Annotated in this window: 15 protein-coding genes and 1 pseudogene; 7 read left to right on the top strand and 9 right to left on the bottom strand. The window is 74.4% G+C overall.

Translation table 11 applies throughout. The features are described from left to right. Positions 1 to 318: 318 nt before the first annotated feature. Positions 319 to 2,697, top strand: a pseudogene (locus ACYX4T_RS20225) (DUF3427 domain-containing protein); the annotation flags it as partial. A gap of 345 nt (positions 2,698 to 3,042) precedes the next feature. On the opposite strand, the gene ACYX4T_RS20230 reads toward ACYX4T_RS20225, so the two are convergent. Then, positions 3,043 to 3,852 (bottom strand): MOSC domain-containing protein, encoded by an 810-nt coding sequence (locus tag ACYX4T_RS20230; protein ID WP_476015320.1) that lies wholly within the window; start codon positions 3,850 to 3,852, stop codon positions 3,043 to 3,045. 511 nt (positions 3,853 to 4,363) lie between these two features. Between ACYX4T_RS20230 and ACYX4T_RS20235 the strand changes: the two genes are divergently transcribed. Beyond that, positions 4,364 to 5,212 carry a mycofactocin-coupled SDR family oxidoreductase gene (locus tag ACYX4T_RS20235; protein WP_476011069.1) on the top strand — a complete coding sequence of 283 codons (849 nt, stop codon included), beginning with the start codon at positions 4,364 to 4,366 and terminating at the stop codon, positions 5,210 to 5,212. Here ACYX4T_RS20235 and ACYX4T_RS20240 read toward each other — a convergent pair. The 3 genes from ACYX4T_RS20240 to ACYX4T_RS20250 form a co-directional block, all read right to left on the bottom strand. Continuing rightward, complete coding sequence (locus tag ACYX4T_RS20240) at positions 5,209 to 5,592, bottom strand: hypothetical protein (protein ID WP_476011070.1); 384 nt, start codon at positions 5,590 to 5,592, stop codon at positions 5,209 to 5,211. The two genes, ACYX4T_RS20235 and ACYX4T_RS20240, sit on opposite strands and share 4 nt — an antisense overlap. A 100-nt stretch (positions 5,593 to 5,692) precedes the next feature. Then, positions 5,693 to 6,769: a glycoside hydrolase family 172 protein gene (locus ACYX4T_RS20245; RefSeq protein WP_476011071.1), complete on the bottom strand. Its 1,077-nt coding sequence runs from the start codon at positions 6,767 to 6,769 to the stop codon at positions 5,693 to 5,695. Positions 6,770 to 6,793: 24 nt separating this feature from the next. After that, on the bottom strand, positions 6,794 to 7,474 hold the full coding sequence (locus ACYX4T_RS20250) for a TetR/AcrR family transcriptional regulator (protein ID WP_476011072.1): 681 nt from the start codon (positions 7,472 to 7,474) through the stop codon (positions 6,794 to 6,796). Between the two features lie 82 nt (positions 7,475 to 7,556). Here ACYX4T_RS20250 and ACYX4T_RS20255 point away from each other — a divergent pair, with 82 nt between their 5' ends. Next, positions 7,557 to 8,414 (top strand): NAD(P)H-binding protein, encoded by an 858-nt coding sequence (locus tag ACYX4T_RS20255; RefSeq protein WP_476011073.1) that lies wholly within the window; start codon positions 7,557 to 7,559, stop codon positions 8,412 to 8,414. 16 nt (positions 8,415 to 8,430) lie between these two features. On the opposite strand, the gene ACYX4T_RS20260 is transcribed toward ACYX4T_RS20255, so the two are convergent. Together ACYX4T_RS20260 and ACYX4T_RS20265 are read right to left on the bottom strand one after the other, a co-directional pair. Next, entirely contained in the window at positions 8,431 to 9,225 is a 795-nt protein-coding gene (locus tag ACYX4T_RS20260; protein ID WP_476011074.1) for an endonuclease/exonuclease/phosphatase family protein, read from the bottom strand. A 22-nt stretch (positions 9,226 to 9,247) separates the two neighbouring features. After that, positions 9,248 to 10,507, bottom strand: coding sequence for a ferric reductase-like transmembrane domain-containing protein (locus ACYX4T_RS20265; protein WP_476011075.1), 1,260 nt, complete (start codon positions 10,505 to 10,507; stop codon positions 9,248 to 9,250). An 82-nt stretch (positions 10,508 to 10,589) separates the two neighbouring features. On the opposite strand from ACYX4T_RS20265, the gene ACYX4T_RS20270 reads away from it, so the two are divergent. Then, complete coding sequence (locus ACYX4T_RS20270) at positions 10,590 to 10,967, top strand: NUDIX domain-containing protein (protein WP_476011076.1); 378 nt, start codon at positions 10,590 to 10,592, stop codon at positions 10,965 to 10,967. 77 nt (positions 10,968 to 11,044) lie between these two features. On the opposite strand, the gene ACYX4T_RS20275 is transcribed toward ACYX4T_RS20270, so the two are convergent. Beyond that, a complete protein-coding gene (locus ACYX4T_RS20275) occupies positions 11,045 to 11,560 on the bottom strand; it encodes an RNA 2'-phosphotransferase (protein ID WP_476011077.1) in 516 nt (171 codons plus the stop codon). A gap of 45 nt (positions 11,561 to 11,605) precedes the next feature. On the opposite strand from ACYX4T_RS20275, the gene ACYX4T_RS20280 reads away from it, so the two are divergent. Then, the gene (locus ACYX4T_RS20280; protein WP_476011078.1) at positions 11,606 to 12,490 is read left to right on the top strand and encodes a DNA polymerase domain-containing protein; all 885 of its coding nucleotides are present in this window, start codon (positions 11,606 to 11,608) and stop codon (positions 12,488 to 12,490) included. 4 nt (positions 12,491 to 12,494) lie between these two features. Here ACYX4T_RS20280 and ACYX4T_RS20285 read toward each other — a convergent pair whose 3' ends face one another. Further along, complete coding sequence (locus tag ACYX4T_RS20285; protein WP_476011079.1) at positions 12,495 to 13,157, bottom strand: hypothetical protein; 663 nt, start codon at positions 13,155 to 13,157, stop codon at positions 12,495 to 12,497. 152 nt (positions 13,158 to 13,309) lie between these two features. Here ACYX4T_RS20285 and ACYX4T_RS20290 point away from each other — a divergent pair, with 152 nt between their 5' ends. Together ACYX4T_RS20290 and ACYX4T_RS20295 are read left to right on the top strand one after the other, a co-directional pair. After that, entirely contained in the window at positions 13,310 to 14,512 is a 1,203-nt protein-coding gene (locus ACYX4T_RS20290; RefSeq protein WP_476011080.1) for a cytochrome P450, read from the top strand. Positions 14,513 to 14,615: 103 nt separating this feature from the next. Next, entirely contained in the window at positions 14,616 to 16,106 is a 1,491-nt protein-coding gene (locus tag ACYX4T_RS20295; protein ID WP_476011081.1) for an FGGY-family carbohydrate kinase, read from the top strand. A gap of 121 nt (positions 16,107 to 16,227) precedes the next feature. Here the strand turns inward: ACYX4T_RS20295 and ACYX4T_RS20300 are convergent, their stop codons facing one another. Then, the gene (locus tag ACYX4T_RS20300; RefSeq protein ID WP_476011082.1) at positions 16,228 to 17,253 is read right to left on the bottom strand and encodes a sensor domain-containing diguanylate cyclase; all 1,026 of its coding nucleotides are present in this window, start codon (positions 17,251 to 17,253) and stop codon (positions 16,228 to 16,230) included. Positions 17,254 to 17,341 lie beyond the last annotated feature (88 nt).

Here is a 17,341-nt window from a genome sequence, read left to right on the forward strand (position 1 = left end):
CTGGCTCGCCACGTCGCCGAGGTCGTCCGCCGCGCGCTGAGCAACCACTCCGACGCGGGCGGCCGGGAGGCGCTGGTCAACAGCGTTGTCGGGCTGCTGGAGGCATCCGGCGACGACGCCGTCGTCGCTCTCGAGCAGCTCCTCGCCGTCAGCGTCGCGCCCGGCGTGCACCGGGTGGTCCGCCCGGCGACGCCGCTCTCAGAGACCGCGCTGCTCACCAACACGCCGGACGAGCCGTCGCTCGGGTCGGAGCTGCGCGCCGAGATGGCCAGCGCCGATCACGTCGACCTGCTCTGCGCGTTCGTCAAGTTCCACGGGATGCGCCTGCTCACCGACGAGCTCGAGGAGCTCCGCGCGCGTGGGAAGCGGCTGCGCGTCATCACGACGACCTACCTGGGAGGCACGGAGCGCCGCGCCGTCGACGAGCTCGTCCGCCGCTTCGGCGCCGAGGTGCGGATCCGGTACGAGGAGCAGTCGACGCGCCTGCACGCGAAGGCTTGGCTCTTCCGCCGGAATAGCGGCTTCGACACCGGCTACGTCGGCAGCTCCAACCTCTCGAAGGCCGCGCTCGTCGACGGCCTCGAGTGGAACGTCCGCATCTCCTCGGTGGCGACGCCGGCCCTCGTCCGCAAGTTCGAGGCCACGTTCGACACCTATTGGAACAACCCCGACTTCCGTCCCTACGACCCCGACCGCGACGCCGACCTCCTCGACCGCGCCCTCGGCGCCCAGGCAGGCGGCGGTTCGCCCACGCTGGTGCTCTCCGGGCTCGAGGTCCAACCTCGCCCGCACCAGGAGCGAATCCTCGAAGCGCTCGAAGCCGAGCGCACCGTGCACGACCGGCACCGCAATCTCGTCGTCGCCGCCACCGGGACCGGCAAGACCGTCGTCGCCGCGCTCGACTACCGCCGCCTCGGTGGGGCGGAGCGCTCCCTGCTGTTCGTCGCCCACCGTAAGGAGCTGCTCGAACAGGCCCAGCGCACCTACCGCGAGGTCGTCGGTGACGGCACGTTCGGCGAGCTGCTCGTCGGCGGGCAGCGCCCGACGCGGTGGCGGCACGTGTTCGCGTCCGTGCAGTCGCTGCGCGAGGTCGACCTCGACGCCTACGACGTCGCCGTCATCGACGAGTTCCACCACGCCGAGGCGCCGTCCTACCGCGCGCTGCTGCAGCGCATCGTCGTCGACGAGCTCCTCGGGCTGACCGCCACGCCCGACCGTACGGACGGCGTTGATGTCCGCGACTTCTTCGACGGCCGTACCGCCGTCGAGATCAGGCTCGGCGAGGCTCTCGAGCAGGACTTGCTCTGCCCGTTCCACTACTTCGGGATCGCCGACAACACCGACCTGTCGAGCGTGGAGTGGAAACGGGGTTCCTACGACGTCGAGGCCCTCGACCAGATCTACACGGGTAACGACGCCCGTACCCGGCTCGTCCTCGGCGCCCTCGACGCTCGCGTCACCGACCCGCGTCGCATGCGCGCGCTCGGCTTCTGCGTCTCCGTCGCGCACGCCGAGTACATGGCACGGACGTTCAGCGCGGCCGGCGTCCCGTCGCGCGCCGTCACGGGGCAGACGCCGGCGGTCGAGCGCGATCAGGCCGCCGCCGACCTCCGACGCGGCAAGGTGGCCTGCCTCTTCACCGTCGACCTCTACAACGAGGGCGTCGACCTGCCGACTGTCGACACCGTGCTCTTCCTGCGGCCCACCCAGAGCGCCACGATCTTCCTGCAGCAGCTGGGCCGCGGTTTGCGGCGCGCGCCGGGCAAGGCTGTCCTGACGGTGCTCGACTTCATCGGCCAGCACCGCCGCGAGTTCCGCTTCGACCTCCGCTACCGCGCCTTGACCGGCTCCAGCCGCGCCGGCCTGGTCCGCGACATCGAGCAGGACTTCCCCTACCTGCCCTCAGGGAGCCGGCTGCTGCTCGATCGCGTGGCCCAAGAGGTCGTGCTTGCCAACGTCAAGCAAGGCCTGCGCGGCGGGCGGAAGGCGCTAGTCGACGACGTGCGCTCGCATGGCGACCTGTCGCTCGTCGCCTACTTGAGGGAGAGCGGGCACGAACTGCCCGACATCTACGGTCGAGACAACGAGAGCTGGACGGCGCTGCGTCGCGACGCCGGCTTCCCGACCGCCGAATCGGGGCCGCGGGAGGGCGAGCTGCTGCGACGCGTCGGCAGCCTGGTGCACGTCGACGACCTCGAGCGCGCTTCGACCTACATGCGGCTGATGCTCCCCGACGCCCCCCGCCTCGCCGACCTGGCTGCTCGTGAGCGCGTCCTGGCGCACATGCTCGTCTATACGATCTGGCCGGACCTGGGCAATCACGCCTCGATCGACGATGCGCTATCGACGTTGCGACAGCACCCCGCGTTCGTGCGGGAGGCGATGACGCTGATGCGGGTGGGGGCCGACGAAGCCCGGATCGTGCCGGGGGACCTTGGCATCCCCGGGGTTGAACTTCGGTCCCATTGCACCTACCGCCGCGACGAGGTCCTCGCCGGTATCGGCTGGGCCGATGGGGTCCGGAAGACCCGAGGTCAAGCGGCGGGGGTCGTGTATAGCGAGCCGACGAACGTCGACGCGCTGCTGGTGACCCTCCGCAAGGAGGACAAGGAGTTCGCCCCGTCGACGCGGTATCGCGACTACCCGATCTCCGCTGACCTCTTCCACTGGGAATCCCAGAACTCGACAACCCTCAACTCCGCCGCCGGCCGCCGCTACGTCGACGGCACCAGCCACGTCCTGCTATTCACACGGACCGCCCGCAACGACGAGTTCGGGGAGGAGCGCCGTTCGTGTGCCTCGGCGCAGTCAGCGCCGTGGAGCACCACGGCGAGCGCCCAATCTCGATCACCTGGCGGCTCGACAGGCCGATGCCGCAGCAGGTTATGCAGACCGGAGGACTCGACGCGGCGTAGAAGACGCCGGGGCCCGCGTACAGCTCGTTCCACACCTGCCGAGGCTTGCCGTGTGCGACGTCCGTCGTTCGCCTCATCTCATCGTGCTCGTCGATATCGTCCTCCTCCTCGGCGGACTCACTCGCCCTCAGGACGTCACCTGCAGCTCGTCCCCCACCGTGACCTCGCCTGGCTCCAGCACCGTGTACTTCGCCCCGAACACGACGCCCTGGTCCTCGAGCCGGTAGGTCGCCAGCGTCTCCAGCGGCTCGGGGCCGACGCGGGCGCCGGTGTGCTGGTCGACGGTGACGACGGCGCAGCGCACGGCCTTCTTGGCGAACGCCAGGCGGGCCGAGCCGAGGCGCACGCGGTCCCACCCGTCCTCGGCGTGGGCCGGGCAGCCGGTGAGCACGACGTTGGCGCGGAAGCGCTCCAGCGGAACGGGCGCGCCGGTGCGTTCGGCGGCGCGGTCGGAGAGGTCGTCGGCCGCGGCGCGGGAGAGCAGCAGCAGCGAGCCGCTGTCGGCCCAGCCCGACAGGCCGGGCACGAGGCCGTTGGTGGGGCGGTGGTGCTCGGGCGTGAGGCCGACGAGCCGGCTCTCGACCCCGAGCACGTCGGAGAGCCAGGCGGCGGCCTCGTCGCCCTGGTCGAGGGCCGGGTGCTGCTTGCCGAAGATCTCGACCTGGTGCCGCGGACCGTCGTCGGCCACCTCGACCGTGCACGACGATCGGCCGTCGGCCGACAGCGTCAACGTCGGGCCGTCGAGGTGCGGGCGGATCGTCGCCAGCAGGGGGTGGCGCCGCTGGGTCTTGAAGCGCCCGTCGGGCGCGACGACCATGAACTGCCGGTCGCCGGCGAGCCCGGTCGTCGCCACCTCGCGACGGTCGACGGCCATCCCGGCGCAGCCCTTGACCGGGAAGACGGTCAGGGACGCGACGCGAGCGACCGCCTCGGGCATGCGTCCAGCGTGTCACGTCGTCCGGCGGCAAATCCGTCGTCATGCTCCTCGCGGAGGTGCGTGGTGACCGATCGGGACGACCCGGACTTCCTGCACGCCCGCTGCCCGCTCACGGGCGTGACGGCGCGGGGTGTGGCCACCTGGGTGCTCATGGCCGAGCGGCGGTTCGGCGGCGAGATCGTGCCGATGGACGGCGCGTCCCTCGAGGAACAGATCGCGCGGGCCGCCGACAACGTGCGTCGGCTCATCGCGATCGCCGGGGCCCGCCGTCCCGACAACGTGTTCCTGCAGGACGCGCGCGAAGCGGTCGAGGCGTCGGAGCTCTTCTGCGTCGCGGTGGCGCTGAGCGCCGACGAGCTCGAGTCGCGCGTGGCGCGACGCGCCGCCGCCTCGGACTGACCCTGTCCATCCCCTGCTCGTCGGCCGTGTCCACGGCCGCCCGGCGGTACACGGTGCGCCCCACTCTCGATCAGGATGAGATCGGCATCACATCCGAGATCGGGGAGACGGCATGGGACGGATGGACGGCAAGGTCGCGCTGATCACCGGTGCGGCGCGTGGCCAGGGACGCGCGCACGCCCTGCGGCTGGCCCAGGAGGGCGCCGAGATCATCGCGGTGGACGTGTGCGCGCAGCTCGACTCCGTGCCCTACGACATGGCCACGCCCGCCGACCTCGCCGAGACCGCCAAGCTCGTCGAGGACCTCGATCGTCGCGTCGTCACCCGCGAGGCCGACGTGCGCGACCTGGGCGCTCTGCAGTCCGCGGTCAGTGACGGCGTCGCCGAGCTCGGGCACCTCGACGTCGTCTGCGCCAACGCCGGCATCGCGAGCTTCGCGCCCGCCTGGGAGCTCTCCGAGGAGACCTTCCAGGAGATGATCGACGTCAACCTCACCGGCGTCTGGAGGACGCTGAAGGCCACGGTGCCGACGATGATCGAGCAGGGCACGGGCGGGTCGATCGTGCTGACCAGCTCGATCGCCGGCCTGCGCGCCTTCCCGAACCTCGCGCACTACACCGCGGCCAAGCACGGCGTCACCGGCCTGATGCGCACCTTCGCCGTCGAGCTCGCGCCCCACGGCATCCGCGTCAACTCGGTGCACCCGACGACGGTGAGCACCGACATGATCCACAACGAGCCGATCTACGAGCTCTTCCTCGGGGTGCAGGGCGCGACCTACGAGGACGCGCAGGTCGGCATGACGACGCTCAACGCGATGAAGGTGCCCTGGGTGGAGGCGATCGACATCAGCAACGCCGTGCTGTGGCTCGCCTCCGACGAGGCCCGCTACGTCACCGGCACCACGCAGGTCATCGACGCCGGCGCCCTCCAGCCGTTCAAGATCCCGCACGAAGCCTAGGCGGGGACCTCCTCGGCGGACACCGCCCGCACGCCGCCCTCGACGAGGACGAGGTGGTCGTGCCCGGGCTCGCGCACGAGGATCGCCTCCTCGATCTGCGCGAGCAGGGTCTGCAGGCAGGCGGCCTCGGGGTCGTCGAGCTCGTCGGTCTCGACGTCGTCGAAGCGGGGCTGGCGGGCCGACGGGTCGCGGCCCTCCTCGTCGCAGACGTGCTGCGCGAGCGTCTGCGGGCAGACGTGCAGCCGCACGGCGGGCTCGACGGGCTCGCCGTCGAGACCGGTCAGGTCGACGGTGCCTCGGCCGTCGGTCGGGCTGCCGTCGAGGTCGGCGCGGAAGCCGAGGGCGGAGAGGAAGCGGTCGTAGCGTTCCTGGTCGTTCATCGCGTACCTCCGTGGTCGATGCCCGATGGTGCGAGGAGCAGGGCTCGCCCTGCCACCACAGAGGGGTGTGACCCTGGCCAAGCGGGCAGTGACCTCTCGCTCACCGGATGGGGAGCCGATCCTCCACCGGCGCCAGGTCGAAGGGTCGGTGGGGTTCGGCCTGGTACCAGTAGGCGACCGACGACCAGTCGTCGCTGCGCCGGTTCGCGTGCCCGTGCTCGATGGACACGCGGATCGAGCGCTCGAACACGACGGGGTCCTCGACGTGGAAGCGGTACAGGCTCACCGGGCCGCGCCAGTTCTTCCCGCCCGCGAGCGTGACCCCGTGGTAGGGCGCGGAGTAGGGCTGCGTCGGGCACCAGGCGGTGTTGACGTAGTCCTCGGTGCCGGTCCCGTGCAGGGTCGGCGGCCAGACGTCGCCGTCGATGAAGATCATGTCGTCGCCCTCGCCGTACCAGTTCCACTTCCGCGTGCGGCGCCGGTTCTGCACGTTGAGCACGCAGCCGACGTAGTGGCCGTGGCCCTCGGCCTCGAGGATCGTGTAGTTGTCGACGCCTGTCAGGTTCGTCCCGTGGAACTGGTAGGCGGCGTTCGAGGCGCCGGGCCTGACACCGGTTGTCAGCTGGCGGCGCCACTGCGCGTGGAAGCGGCCGATGTCGTCGTCGAGGGCGTCGAGCTCTTCGTAGTCGACGTAGAAGTAGACGAGCACGTCGGTGTCGTCGACCTCGCTCGTGATCTCCATCCGGGCGCCGTCCCCGAACGGCATCGCGAACCAGCAGTTGAACGCCTTGCCGTCCTCCGGGCTCATCTGCAGCGGCAACGAGACGAAGTTGGTGGTGCGGCCGTGGCCGACGCCGAAGAAGTCGCCGAGCGGCACCGCGACGCTCGGGTGCTCCTCGCCGTCCCACCAGGCGCGCAGGGTCAGGCGCCGGAGCAGGTCGTGGACCGTGCCGCGGGGGTTCCGCAGGCTGCGTGACGCGGCGACGGTGACCCAGAGGTGCGTGACGACGCCGGCGCCCGCGACGTCGAGCAGGGTGGCGGTGGCGCCGGGGCGCAGGGTCACGCGGTCGTCGTTGCCGCCGGTGCGGTCCCAGCTCGACGAGCGCCGGCGGCGGGTGCGGCGCAGGCGGGGCAGGTCGCGCAGGCTCGATCCGTGGGGGCCGTAGTCGACGGTCATGGGTCCAGCGTGCCCACCTGACCGTCACGGGGCCGACGTGATGCGGTCCAGCCACTCGCGCAGCACGCCGAGCTCGGCCGGGCTCAGGGCGTCGACCTCCGGCAGCGCCGCGCGCAGGGCCGCGGCCGCGGGGACCGGCCCCGGGTCGGGTAGGGCCGGCGCGTCGGTGGTGATGGCCGCGATGACGGCCTCGCGTGCCGTCGTCGCCAGTTCCGGGTCGCGCTGGTCGACGGGCGTGCCGAGCAGCGTCAGCGTCGTCCCCTCCCCGGCGGCCCGGACGAGCGCGACCGCCCGCGCCTCGGGCACGCGCAGCCGCCCGGCCTCGGCGATCCGGCCGATGTACTCGCCCAGGACGGCGACGGCGGCGGCCGCGGCCGGCGAGCCCGGGACGGAGCCCGCGTACATCAGGCGGTAGAGCGCGGGGTGGGCGAGGCCGAGCTCGACGTGCTGGTCCCAGCCGTCGCGCAGGTCCGCGACGGGGTCGTCGGTGGGCTCGCGGGCGGTCTTGCCGGCCAGGTACGAGGCGAAGCCCTGGGTGGCGACGGCGTCGAGCAGGCCCTGCTTGTCCCCGAAGAGGCGGTAGATCGTCGGCGCCTGGACGCCCGCGGCGGCGCTCACCGCGCGCGTCGACACCGCGTCCGGCCCGCCCTCCTCGAGCAGGCGCAGCGCGGCCGCGACGATCCGCCCGCGCGGGCCCTCCTCCACGGTCACGACGATAGCGAGAAGTTGCTTCCGGCGCTAACAACGGTGCTAGCGTTCTACTGTTACCACTGGAAACGGAGATGCCATGATCGTCGTGACCGGAGCGAGCGGCCGCCTGGGCCGTGCGGTGCTCGAGCGGCTGCTGGAGCGCCTGCCCGCCGAGCAGATCGGGGCGAGCGTCCGCGACCCCGGGAAGGCGCGGGATCTCGCCGAGCGCGGCGTGCGGGTGCGCCGCGGCGACTACGCCGTTCCCGGGAGCCTCGCCGACGCGTTCGAGGGCGCCTCGCAGGTGCTGGTGGTGTCGGCGAACGTGCTCGGCGAGGAGGCCCTGCGCCGGCACCGGGCCGCGGTCGAGGCGGCCGTCGCGGCCGGCGCCCAGCGGGTGCTCTACACGAGCCACGCCGGCGCCGACCCGACGTCACCGATGGCGCCGATGCCCGACCACGCCGCCACCGAGGAGATCCTCCGCGGCTGCGGCGCGGCGTTCACCTCGCTGCGCAACGGCTTCTACGCCTCGACCGTGCCGATGCTGCTCACCGGCGCCTGGCAGACCGGCGAGCTGCGTGTCCCCGAGGACGGGCCGGTCGCCTGGACCACGCGCGAGGACCTCGCCGACGCGACGGTCGAGATGCTCGTCGGCGAGGTGCTCGACGGCGTCACCCCGCCGTTGACCGGGCCGGAGGCGCTGACGATGGCGCAGGTCGCGGGCCTGGCCTCCGAGGCGGCGGGGCGGACGATCCGGCACGTGACGGTGACCGACGCCGAGTACCGCGCTGAGCAGGTCGCGCACGGCGTACCGGGAGAGGCGGTCGACATGCTGCTGACGATGTTCGCGGCGAGCCGCCGGGGCGACTTCGCCGCGGTCGACCCCACGCTGCCCCGGCTGGTCGGGCGTCCCGCCACGCCGCTGTCAGCGGTGCTCGGGGCGTCCGTGCCGGTGTGAGAGGGCGGGAACGACGTCAGCCGGGTCGGAGGTCCACGACCACCGGGCGGTGGTCGGAGACCGTGACGTCGGGGACCTCCGCCGGCCCGACAGGGACGAGGCCGCGGACGAAGACGTGGTCGATCCGACCGCGGGCGGAGGTGGCGGGGCCGTCCGGATCGACGTCGGTGAAGTCCGGCCGCAGCGGTGCGAGCTGCGGGTCGTCGGGGCCGACGTTGAGGTCGCCCAGCACGACGGCCGGCCCGGGCCCCGCGGCGACCTCGGCGAGGCGACGGATCTGCGCGGTCTGCACGCCGTCGATGCCGATGTGGCTGTTGTGGACGGCGACCGGCCCGGCCGGCGTGGTGACCTCGACCGACAGCGCGCCGCGCTGCTCGTCGCGGGGGTCCGGCGGGAAGGTCGTGATGCGCGGCGGGCCGACGGGCAGCCGCGAGAGGACGGCGACGCCGTAGAGGACGTTCTTGGGGCCGGTGTCGCACGCCGGCCCGAGCGCGGCGTTGATCGGCGCGAGCGCCTCGGCCGGCGACGGTGGGCGGATCGGGCCGCGGACCACGGCGTAGTCGAGGGCGTGGTCGCGGCGCAGGAGGTCGGCGAGCTCCTCGGCGTCGCGGGTGCAGACCTCCTGGAGCGCCAGCACGTCGGGGCGCAGGTCGGCGACGACCGGGGCCCACTCGTCGGGGTCGTGGGCGCCGGTCTGGACGTTCCAGGTCATGACGCGGACCCCGGGCGGGGGGCCCGGCGGCGGCTGGGCGGTGCAGGCGGCGACCACGACGACGAGCACCAGCAGCAGCGTCCGCGGGGTCCGTCGCACCGCCCCATCATCCGGGTCGGGATCAACCGAAGCGTTCCGTGGTGATGGCCCCCGCGGGAACGCCGAGGCCGGCGAGGCCGTGGACCGCCGCCCCGACCAGCGGCGGAGGACCGCAGACGAGGTACTGGTGGCTGCCGGGCACGCCGGACGGCAGGAGCGCCCGGAGCATGCCGGCGTCGAGGCGGTGGCCGCCGGTGCGCAGGACCGAGAGGTCGAGGCGCCGTGACAGCGCGAGGATCTCGGCGGCGAACAGCGCCTCGCCCTCGCGCTCGGCGAGCAGCAGGGCGTGGGCGCGCGGGTCGGCGGCCGCGGCGTGGGCGCGCAGGATGCTCATGATCGGCGTGACCCCGACCCCGCCGGCGATGAGGACGAGGCCGCCCGCCGTCGCCGCCGGCACGAACGCGCCGTGCGGGCCGTCCACCCACACCTGACGCCCGGGCTCGAGGTCGTGGAGGCCGCCGGAGAACGGCCCCGCGTCGCGGACCGTCAGCTCCAGCGCCCCCGAGCGTCGGGAGGCCGCGATGGTGAACGGGTGCTCCTCGGCGAGGGGCAGGCGGCGCAGCCGCAGCCACACGAACTGGCCGGGCTCGGGCGCGGGGTCGAGCGGGCGGCCGGCGGGGACGAGCACGACCGTCGACGTGTCGCCGGACTCCGGGCGGATCGCCGCGACGAGGTGTGCCCCGGGCCCGAGCACCGGCCGGAGGAGCCAGCGGCGCAGCAGGACCGCCAGCACCGTGACGCCGAGCGCGGCCAGGGCGATGCCGACCAGCGGGTTCGCGACGAGGTGCCCGAACAGGGCGACGTGCGTGGCGACCAGCAGGAAGGCGCCCCCGCCGAGGACCGCGTGCACCCTCGCGACCCGGCCGTAGCGGCGCAGCGATCCGCGGGGGCGCAGCAGCCCGAGGACGACCAGGAGCGCGAGCGCGGCGATGCCGACCCTGATGGGCCAGCCGACCGCGAGCGGGTCGAGCATGCCCAGGCCATGGGGCGAGTGGAGGACCGCCGAGACGACGTGGGCGAGCACGCAGCCGAGGGCGGCGATGCCGAGGCGGCGGTGGAGGTGGTTGCCGAGCTCGACGCCGAGGAGCCGCGTGAGCCCCCGGACGCGCGAGACCAGGACCAGGGCCGCCGAGACGAGGACCGCGGCGACGAGCCCGAGGGCGCTCGTCCAGGAGACGGTCTCGCCGAGGCGCGGCGAGGCGAGGGAGAGCGCGAGCGCGACCAGCGGCATGAGCAGCACCGTGGCCACGCCCATCGCCCAGGCCCGCCCGCGGTCGGTCATGGTCGGGACGCTAGGGAGGAGCCGGCGGGGGCTGGTGTCGTTTCGTGCGGCCGTGATCTGTTCGTGACCTCGGGGGGACGGGATGGAGGTCGTCGCCCGAGCCGTGGTCGTGCGCAACGGCGCGGTCCTGCTGATGCTGGACGTCGTGCGGGGGTACTGGTTCTTCCCCGGCGGCCACGTCGAGGACGGCGAGACGCCGGCCCAGGCGCTGGTGCGGGAGCTGCGCGAGGAGCTCGACGTGGGCGCGACGCTCGGGGAACACCTGGCGACGTTCCCGAACCGCTTCGTCGCGGACGGCGTGGAGCACGACGAGGTCGACCACGTGTTCGCGGTGACGATCGACGCCGACGAGCCGGTCAGCACCGAGCCTGCGCTCGTGGCCGGATGGCACCGGTTGGAGGACCTGGGCGAGCTCGATGTCCGGCCGCGCGTGCTGGTGGAGCTCGTGAGGTCGCGGTGAGGCGCGCCCGGCGTGTCGTGCGGGCGAGGATGTGGCGATCCTGGCCTTGAGCGCCAGCGATGCCGCATCGCTCGGACTCAGACGCGGCGGAGGTACGCCGGGGCCAGGGCGTCGGTGAGCCAGGTGTCGGCGTTGCCGCGGCGGAAGACGGCGCCGGCGGCGGCCGCCGACCGGGCGTCGACGGCCAGGACCACCGGACGTCCGTGACGCGACCCCACCTCGCGCGCGGTGGCCTCGTACGGCGACAGGTGCACGTACTGCCGGCCGCCCGCGTGGAGGCCCTCGCGGAGGATCGCGTCGACGGCGCCGGCGGAGGTGCCGTGGAAGAGGGTCGGCGGCGGGTCGGCCGACGGCATCTCGACGTGCCCGGGCAGCGAGTGCCCGTAGCGCGCGCGGACACGCCCGTCGGCGATCTCGTAGCGCGGCTTCGACCCGTTCGCCACGACGTCCCCGACCTCGTCGGGCGTCGCCCCGAGCGCCGCGCACACCGCGTCCAGCGACGCCCAGCCCCCGGCGTCGAGCTCCAGCCCGACGCGCGCCGGGTCGTGGCGCAGCGCCCGTGACATGCGCTTCGACAGCCGCACCCGGTCCACGAGCGCGGGGTTTGTCACCCCGGCGCCCGAGGCAAACGCCCGGGCATGACCAGCATCGCGGGCGTCGACGTCACGCACCCCGACAAGGTGCTCCTGCCCGCGCGCGAGGGCGGCGACCCCGTCACGAAGGCCGACCTCGCGCGCTACTGGGAGACGATCGCCGCGACGGTCCTGCCGCACCTCGCGGGCCGCCCGCTGACCCTGCAGCGCTTCCCCGACGGCCTCGACGCCGGCGGGTTCGTGCAGCAGGACGCGGGGGGACGGGCGCCGAAGGGCCTGCACACCGTCGACACCCCACGGCGGGAACGCAAGGGTGGCGACGACGTCGTCCACCACCCGCAGGTCACCGAGACCGCCGACCTCGTCCGTCTCGTCCAGTTCGGCACGGTGACGCTGCACGGGTGGAACGCCGTGGCCGGGTCGCTGGAGCGTCCCGACCGGCTGATCGTCGACATCGACCCCGGCGAGCACATCGACCTCGCCGGCATCCGCGACGTCGCCCGCGCGGTGCGGGCGGCCGTCGAGGGGCGGGGTCTCGTCGCGTTCCTGCAGTCCACGGGCAGTCGCGGCTACCACGTCGTCGCGCCCCTCGACGGGTCGGCGGGCCACGACGCCGTCAGGGCCGCGGCCGACGAGATCGCCGGGGCCGTCGCCGCCGACCACCCCGACGAGCTCACCACCGCCGTGCGCAAGGACGCCCGCGGCGGGCGGACCTTCCTCGACGTCGGCCGCAACGCCTACGGCCAGACCGCCGTCATGCCCTACGCGCCGCGGGCCCGCCCCGGCGGCCCGACCGCGACGCCGCTGGACTGGGACGAGCTCTCCCGCGTCGCCCCCGACCAGCACGACGTCCGGTCGATCCCGCGGCGGCTGGCCCGCAAGGCCGACCCGTGGGCGCAGCTCCGCGCCCACGCGCGTCCCTTGCCGTGAGGTCTCAGCGGCCCGTGGAGCTGCAGGTGGCCTCGGCCCGGTCACCCCGCCGCGTCCGCATGTCGAGGACCCGCCCCACGTCGTCGCTGATCACGCAGGTGACCGAGGCGTCCGCGCGGGCGTCGCCGGCGAGGCGGGCGGTGACCCGCACCGTGGTCCACGGCCGGTCGGTGCCGACGGCCACCGTCTGGCGGAACGGGGTCGCCCGGTCCTCGCGCACCTCCACGCCGCCCTGCCCGTCGTCCCACCGGACCGAGGCCACCCGCGACACGCCCGAGGTGACGATCTCCAGGGCGTACACGGTCGGGCGCCCGATGAGCGCCGAGGCGTCGAGCAGGCCGCCGGTGGCGGTCCCGGACGCCGCCTCCGACACCTCCGGCGCCCGGGACCCGGCCCCGACGGGCACCGCGAGCCCGACGAGGAAGGCCGCCACGACCGCGAGGGCCCACCGCCACGTGGCCGATCGCGGCGGTCGTGCCGATGGCTGCGCGCGACCGGTCACGAGCGGCACCGGCCGCGGCACGGGCGGCACCGCCGGCGGCCGGGCCGGGGGCTGCGGGTCGAGTCGTGCCGCCGGTGACCGGCGCCGGGGCGCTCCCGACGGCGGCGGCCGGTCGCCGGGCAGCACCCAGCGCCCGGTCGCCGGGTCGTACCACGGGCGGGTCACGACCGTTATCCGTTCCCGCGCACCCGATCGTTAGGACCACGAGCTTGCGATCTCCTGACGACGAGCGCATACCGGAGGAACCGGTCGGGGGACGGGCGCGGCCGTGAGGCGGGGAGCACCATCGCGGTGTCGCCGTCGATGGGGAGGTCTTCGTGACCGAGCGGGTGCACCCGCGCTGGACCGGTGAGGTGGCCGCGCAGCGCGACCGGTTCACGCTGCTCGACGACGTCGCGGCCCTGCGGGAGTCGGGGGGGACGGCGCGGGTGACGACGCCGTTCGGGCACGAGGCGACGATGGTCAGCCGCTACGCCGACGTCCGCGAGCTGCACGGCGACCCCGAGCGCTTCCGCCTCGACGCCGTCCCCGCCCCGCCCGCGCTGATCCAGGCCGGCCGCGACACCGCGGAGTTCCGTCGCCGCCAGGCCGGCAACCTGCTCGGCCAGGACCCGCCCGACCACACGCGGCTGCGGAAGATGCTCACCGGCGAGTTCACCGTCAAGCGGATGAAGCGCCTGGTCCCGCGCGTCGAGGAGATCGTCACCGAGCACCTGGACGCCATGGAGCGCGCCGGGCGGGCCGACCTCGTCAATGACTTCGCGCTGCCGGTGCCGTCGATGGTCATCTGCGAGCTGCTCGGCGTCCCGTACGAGGACCGCGCGGAGTTCACCGAGCGCAGCGCCCGCCAGCTCGACGCCACGATCCCGGCGCCCGAGCGGATGCGCCTCGCCGACGCGTCGCGGGAGTACATGGCGACGCTGGTGGCGCGCCACCGCACCGCGCCCGGCGAGGACCTGCTCGGCATGCTGATCCGCGAGCACTCGCACGACGTCACCGACGACGAGCTCATCGGCATCGGCAACCTGCTGCTCATCGCGGGCCACGAGACGACGTCGAACATGCTCGCGCTCGGCACGCTCGCCCTGCTCGAGCGCCCCGACCAGCTCGCCCGCGTGCGGGACGACCCGTCCGCGGTCGACGGCGCGGTCGAGGAGCTGCTGCGCTGGCTGACGGTGGTCCACGGCGGCTTCCCGCGCGCCGCGACCCGGGACACGACGATCGGCGGGCACCCGGTCGCCGCCGGCGAGCTCGTCGTCGGGTCGCTCGTGGCGGCCAACCGCGACCCGGAGGTCGTCGACGACGGCGAGACCCTCGACGTCGGCCGCGCGCCGGTCCCGCACCTGGCCTTCGGGCACGGCATCCACCACTGCCTCGGCGCCCCGCTCGCCCGGATCGAGATGCGCGTGGCGTTCCCGGCGCTCCTCGCGCGCTTCCCGGGGCTGCGCCTCGACGGCGAGCCGGAGTTCCGCGGCCGCGCGCTGATCTACGGCCTCGCCCGCCTGCCGCTGACCTGGTGACGCCCCGCGCGGGACGGCGCCTGAGGGCGGCGGCCTCGATGGGCCCGGATGCTTCGGTTTCCGAAGCATCCGCCGGAGAGTCGTCGCCCCTAGGGTCGACGACGTGCCGGACGGGACCCTCGTGCTCGGGATCGACATCGGGACGTCGTCGTCGAAGGGCGTGCTCGTCGACGGCGGGGGCAGGGTCGTGGCGCGCGCCGAGACCGAGCACACGACGTCGTTCCCGCGGCCCGGGTGGGTCGAGCACGACGCCGAGGGCGTCTGGTGGTCCGACGTCACGACGCTCCTGGGCGAGCTGCTCCCGCGCGGCACCCCGGACGCGGTCGGCGTCAGCGGCATCGGCCCGGTGCTGCTGCCCGCGGACGCCGACGGCCGGCCGCTGCGCCCGGCGATCCTCTACGGCGTCGACACCCGGGCCACGCGGGAGATCGCCGAGCTCACCGAGGAGATCGGCGCGGAGGAGATCGTCGCGCGGGGCGGCACGCCGCTGTCGAGCCAGGCGGTGGGCCCGAAGTGGCGGTGGCTGCAGCGCCACGAGCCCGAGGTCTACGCCCGCACCGAGCGCTTCCTCATGGCGAGCTCGTACGCCGTGCACCGCCTGACCGGCGAGTACGTCCTCGACCACCACTCCGCGAGCCAGTGCGACCCGCTCTACGACCTCGAGGCCGCCGGCTGGGCCCGCGACCTCGCCGACGTCGTCGCCCCCGGCATGCCGCTGCCGCGCCTGCTGTGGCCCGGCGAGGTCGCCGGGACGGTGACGGCCGGCGCGGCCCGCGCGACCGGCCTGCCCGCCGGCATCCCGGTGATCGCGGGGACCATCGACGCCTGGGCGGAGGCGGCCAGCGTCGGGGTGACGGGCGCCGGCGACACGACGGTCATGTACGGCACGACGATGTTCCTGGTCCAGGTCACGGACGCGCCCGTGCGGCACCCGGCGCTCTGGGCGACGCGCGGCGTGGTGCCGGGCTCGTTCACCACCGCGGCCGGCATGGCCACCTCCGGCGCGGTCACCGCCTGGCTGCGCGACCTCGTCGGCGCCGACTACGCGACCCTCCTCGACGAGGCGGCCGACGTCCCGCCCGGCGCCCGCGGCCTGCTCCTGCTGCCCTACTTCGCCGGGGAACGCACGCCGATCCTCGACCCGGACGCCCGCGGTCTCGTCCTCGGCCTGACCACGGGCCACGGACGCGCCGAGCTCTATCGCGCCGCGCTCGAGGGCATCGCGCACGGCGTGCGGCACAACCTCGAGGCGTTCCGCGACGCGGGCGGTCCCGTGCCCCGCCTCGTCGCGGTGGGCGGCGGGACACGCGGCGGGCTGTGGACGCAGATCGTCAGCGACGTCGTCGGGGAGCCGCAGGAGGTCCCCGCCGACACCACGGGTGCCGCGCTGGGCGACGCCCTGCTCGCGGCCCGGGCGCTCGGTCTCGACGCCGACGCGTCCCCGTGGAACCCGATCGTCGCCACCGTGACGCCCGACCCCGAGCGCACCGAGCGGTACGACGCCTTCCACGCGCACTACCGCGCGCTCTACCCCGCGACCGCCGACGCCGCGCACTTCCTCGCCGAGCAGCAGCGGTGGGCTGCGCCCCGGTGAGCAGAAAAGCGTGCTGGAGCACTCCCTTCTGCTCACCTGCGCGGAGCGCACCTGAGGACACCGCCGAGGGCCGAGGCCACGGCGACGGCGCAGCTCACGGGGTAGCTCGCCGGGGCGGGGGTCAGGCCGTCGGGAGGCTCGGCGGCTCGGGACGGGGGCCGGGCAGCGGGCGCTCGCCGCGGCGGCGGGCGCGCTTGTCGGTGTACATGAGCGCGTCGGCCTCGGCGCAGGCGCCGGGGAAGCCGCCGGACACGGTGAACGCGGCGGCGCCGATCGAGCACGGTACGCCCGCGGCGTCCAGCGCCTCGCGCAGGCGCTCGACGAGGTGGTGCGCGTCGTCGACGCCCACCTGCGCGACCAGCGCGAACTCGTCGCCGCCGAGGCGCGCGAGCGGGTCGGTGCTGCGGATCGTGGAGCGCAGGACCGCCGCGCAGTGGCGCAGGTGGCGGTCGCCGGCGCCGTGGCCCCGGGTGTCGTTGACGGTCTTGAGGCCGTCGAGGTCGAGCATCACCACCGACGCCGGGTCACCGAAGCGCCGGAACCGCTCGTCCTCGCGGTCGAGCCAGCGCTCCCAGCCGCGGCGGTTGAGCAGGCCGGTCAGCGCGTCGGTCTCGGCCTCGCTGACCGCGCGCTCGAGGGCGCGCGCCGAGTCGACCGCCGCCGTGTCGGCCTCGAGCACCGAGGACAGCAGGCTCGAGAGCAGGTCGAGCAGCGGCTCCTGGGCGACGAGCTCCGGGTCGACCGGCGCGCGGTTCATGCCGATCACGGTGCCGAACAGGGCACCGTCGCCGGTGACGATCGGGGTGCCCACGTAGGTGCCGACCTCCATGCCCTGCGCCGCCGCCTCGGACGCGATGCGCTCGAGGTCGGGGACCTCGCGGGTGTCGGGCACGATCCGCGGCGCCGAGCCCGCGACCATGTACTGGCACATCGAGCCGGTCCACGGCGTGCTGAGCCCGGGCGCCAGCCCGTAGCCGGAGTCGGCGGTGACGAGCATCGTCTGGTGCCCGTCGGTCACGCGCGTCACGGCCCAGGCGTCCAGCGGCACGACGCGCGCGAGGTAGTCGACGACCATGCGGCACGCCGCGTCGAACGCCCGCGGCGGTGCCAGCTCGGCGGCGACCCGGAGCTCCTGTGTCGACGTCATGGTCCTCCCCCTCGGCAGTCCCAGCGGTCCCCTCCCGGCCCCTGCCGTGCCCTCAGTGTCGCCCGTGCACGTGCAGACGACGCCGGCA

It is taken from the genome of Actinomycetospora sp. ABD4_176, from assembly GCF_056311855.1.

Excerpts from the sequence above, each read along its gene's own strand:
- ACYX4T_RS20280 (WP_476011078.1), top strand. The coding sequence starts at position 11,606 with ATGACCAGCATCGCGGGCGTCGACGTCACGCACCCCGACAAGGTGCTC.
- ACYX4T_RS20235 (WP_476011069.1), top strand. The coding sequence starts at position 4,364 with ATGGGACGGATGGACGGCAAGGTCGCGCTGATCACCGGTGCGGCGCGT.
- ACYX4T_RS20240 (WP_476011070.1), bottom strand. The coding sequence starts at position 5,592 with ATGAACGACCAGGAACGCTACGACCGCTTCCTCTCCGCCCTCGGCTTC.
- ACYX4T_RS20255 (WP_476011073.1), top strand. The coding sequence starts at position 7,557 with ATGATCGTCGTGACCGGAGCGAGCGGCCGCCTGGGCCGTGCGGTGCTC.
- ACYX4T_RS20230 (WP_476015320.1), bottom strand. The coding sequence starts at position 3,852 with ATGCCCGAGGCGGTCGCTCGCGTCGCGTCCCTGACCGTCTTCCCGGTC.
- ACYX4T_RS20265 (WP_476011075.1), bottom strand. The coding sequence starts at position 10,507 with ATGACCGACCGCGGGCGGGCCTGGGCGATGGGCGTGGCCACGGTGCTG.
- ACYX4T_RS20270 (WP_476011076.1), top strand. The coding sequence starts at position 10,590 with ATGGAGGTCGTCGCCCGAGCCGTGGTCGTGCGCAACGGCGCGGTCCTG.
- ACYX4T_RS20300 (WP_476011082.1), bottom strand. The coding sequence starts at position 17,253 with ATGACGTCGACACAGGAGCTCCGGGTCGCCGCCGAGCTGGCACCGCCG.
- ACYX4T_RS20245 (WP_476011071.1), bottom strand. The coding sequence starts at position 6,769 with ATGACCGTCGACTACGGCCCCCACGGATCGAGCCTGCGCGACCTGCCC.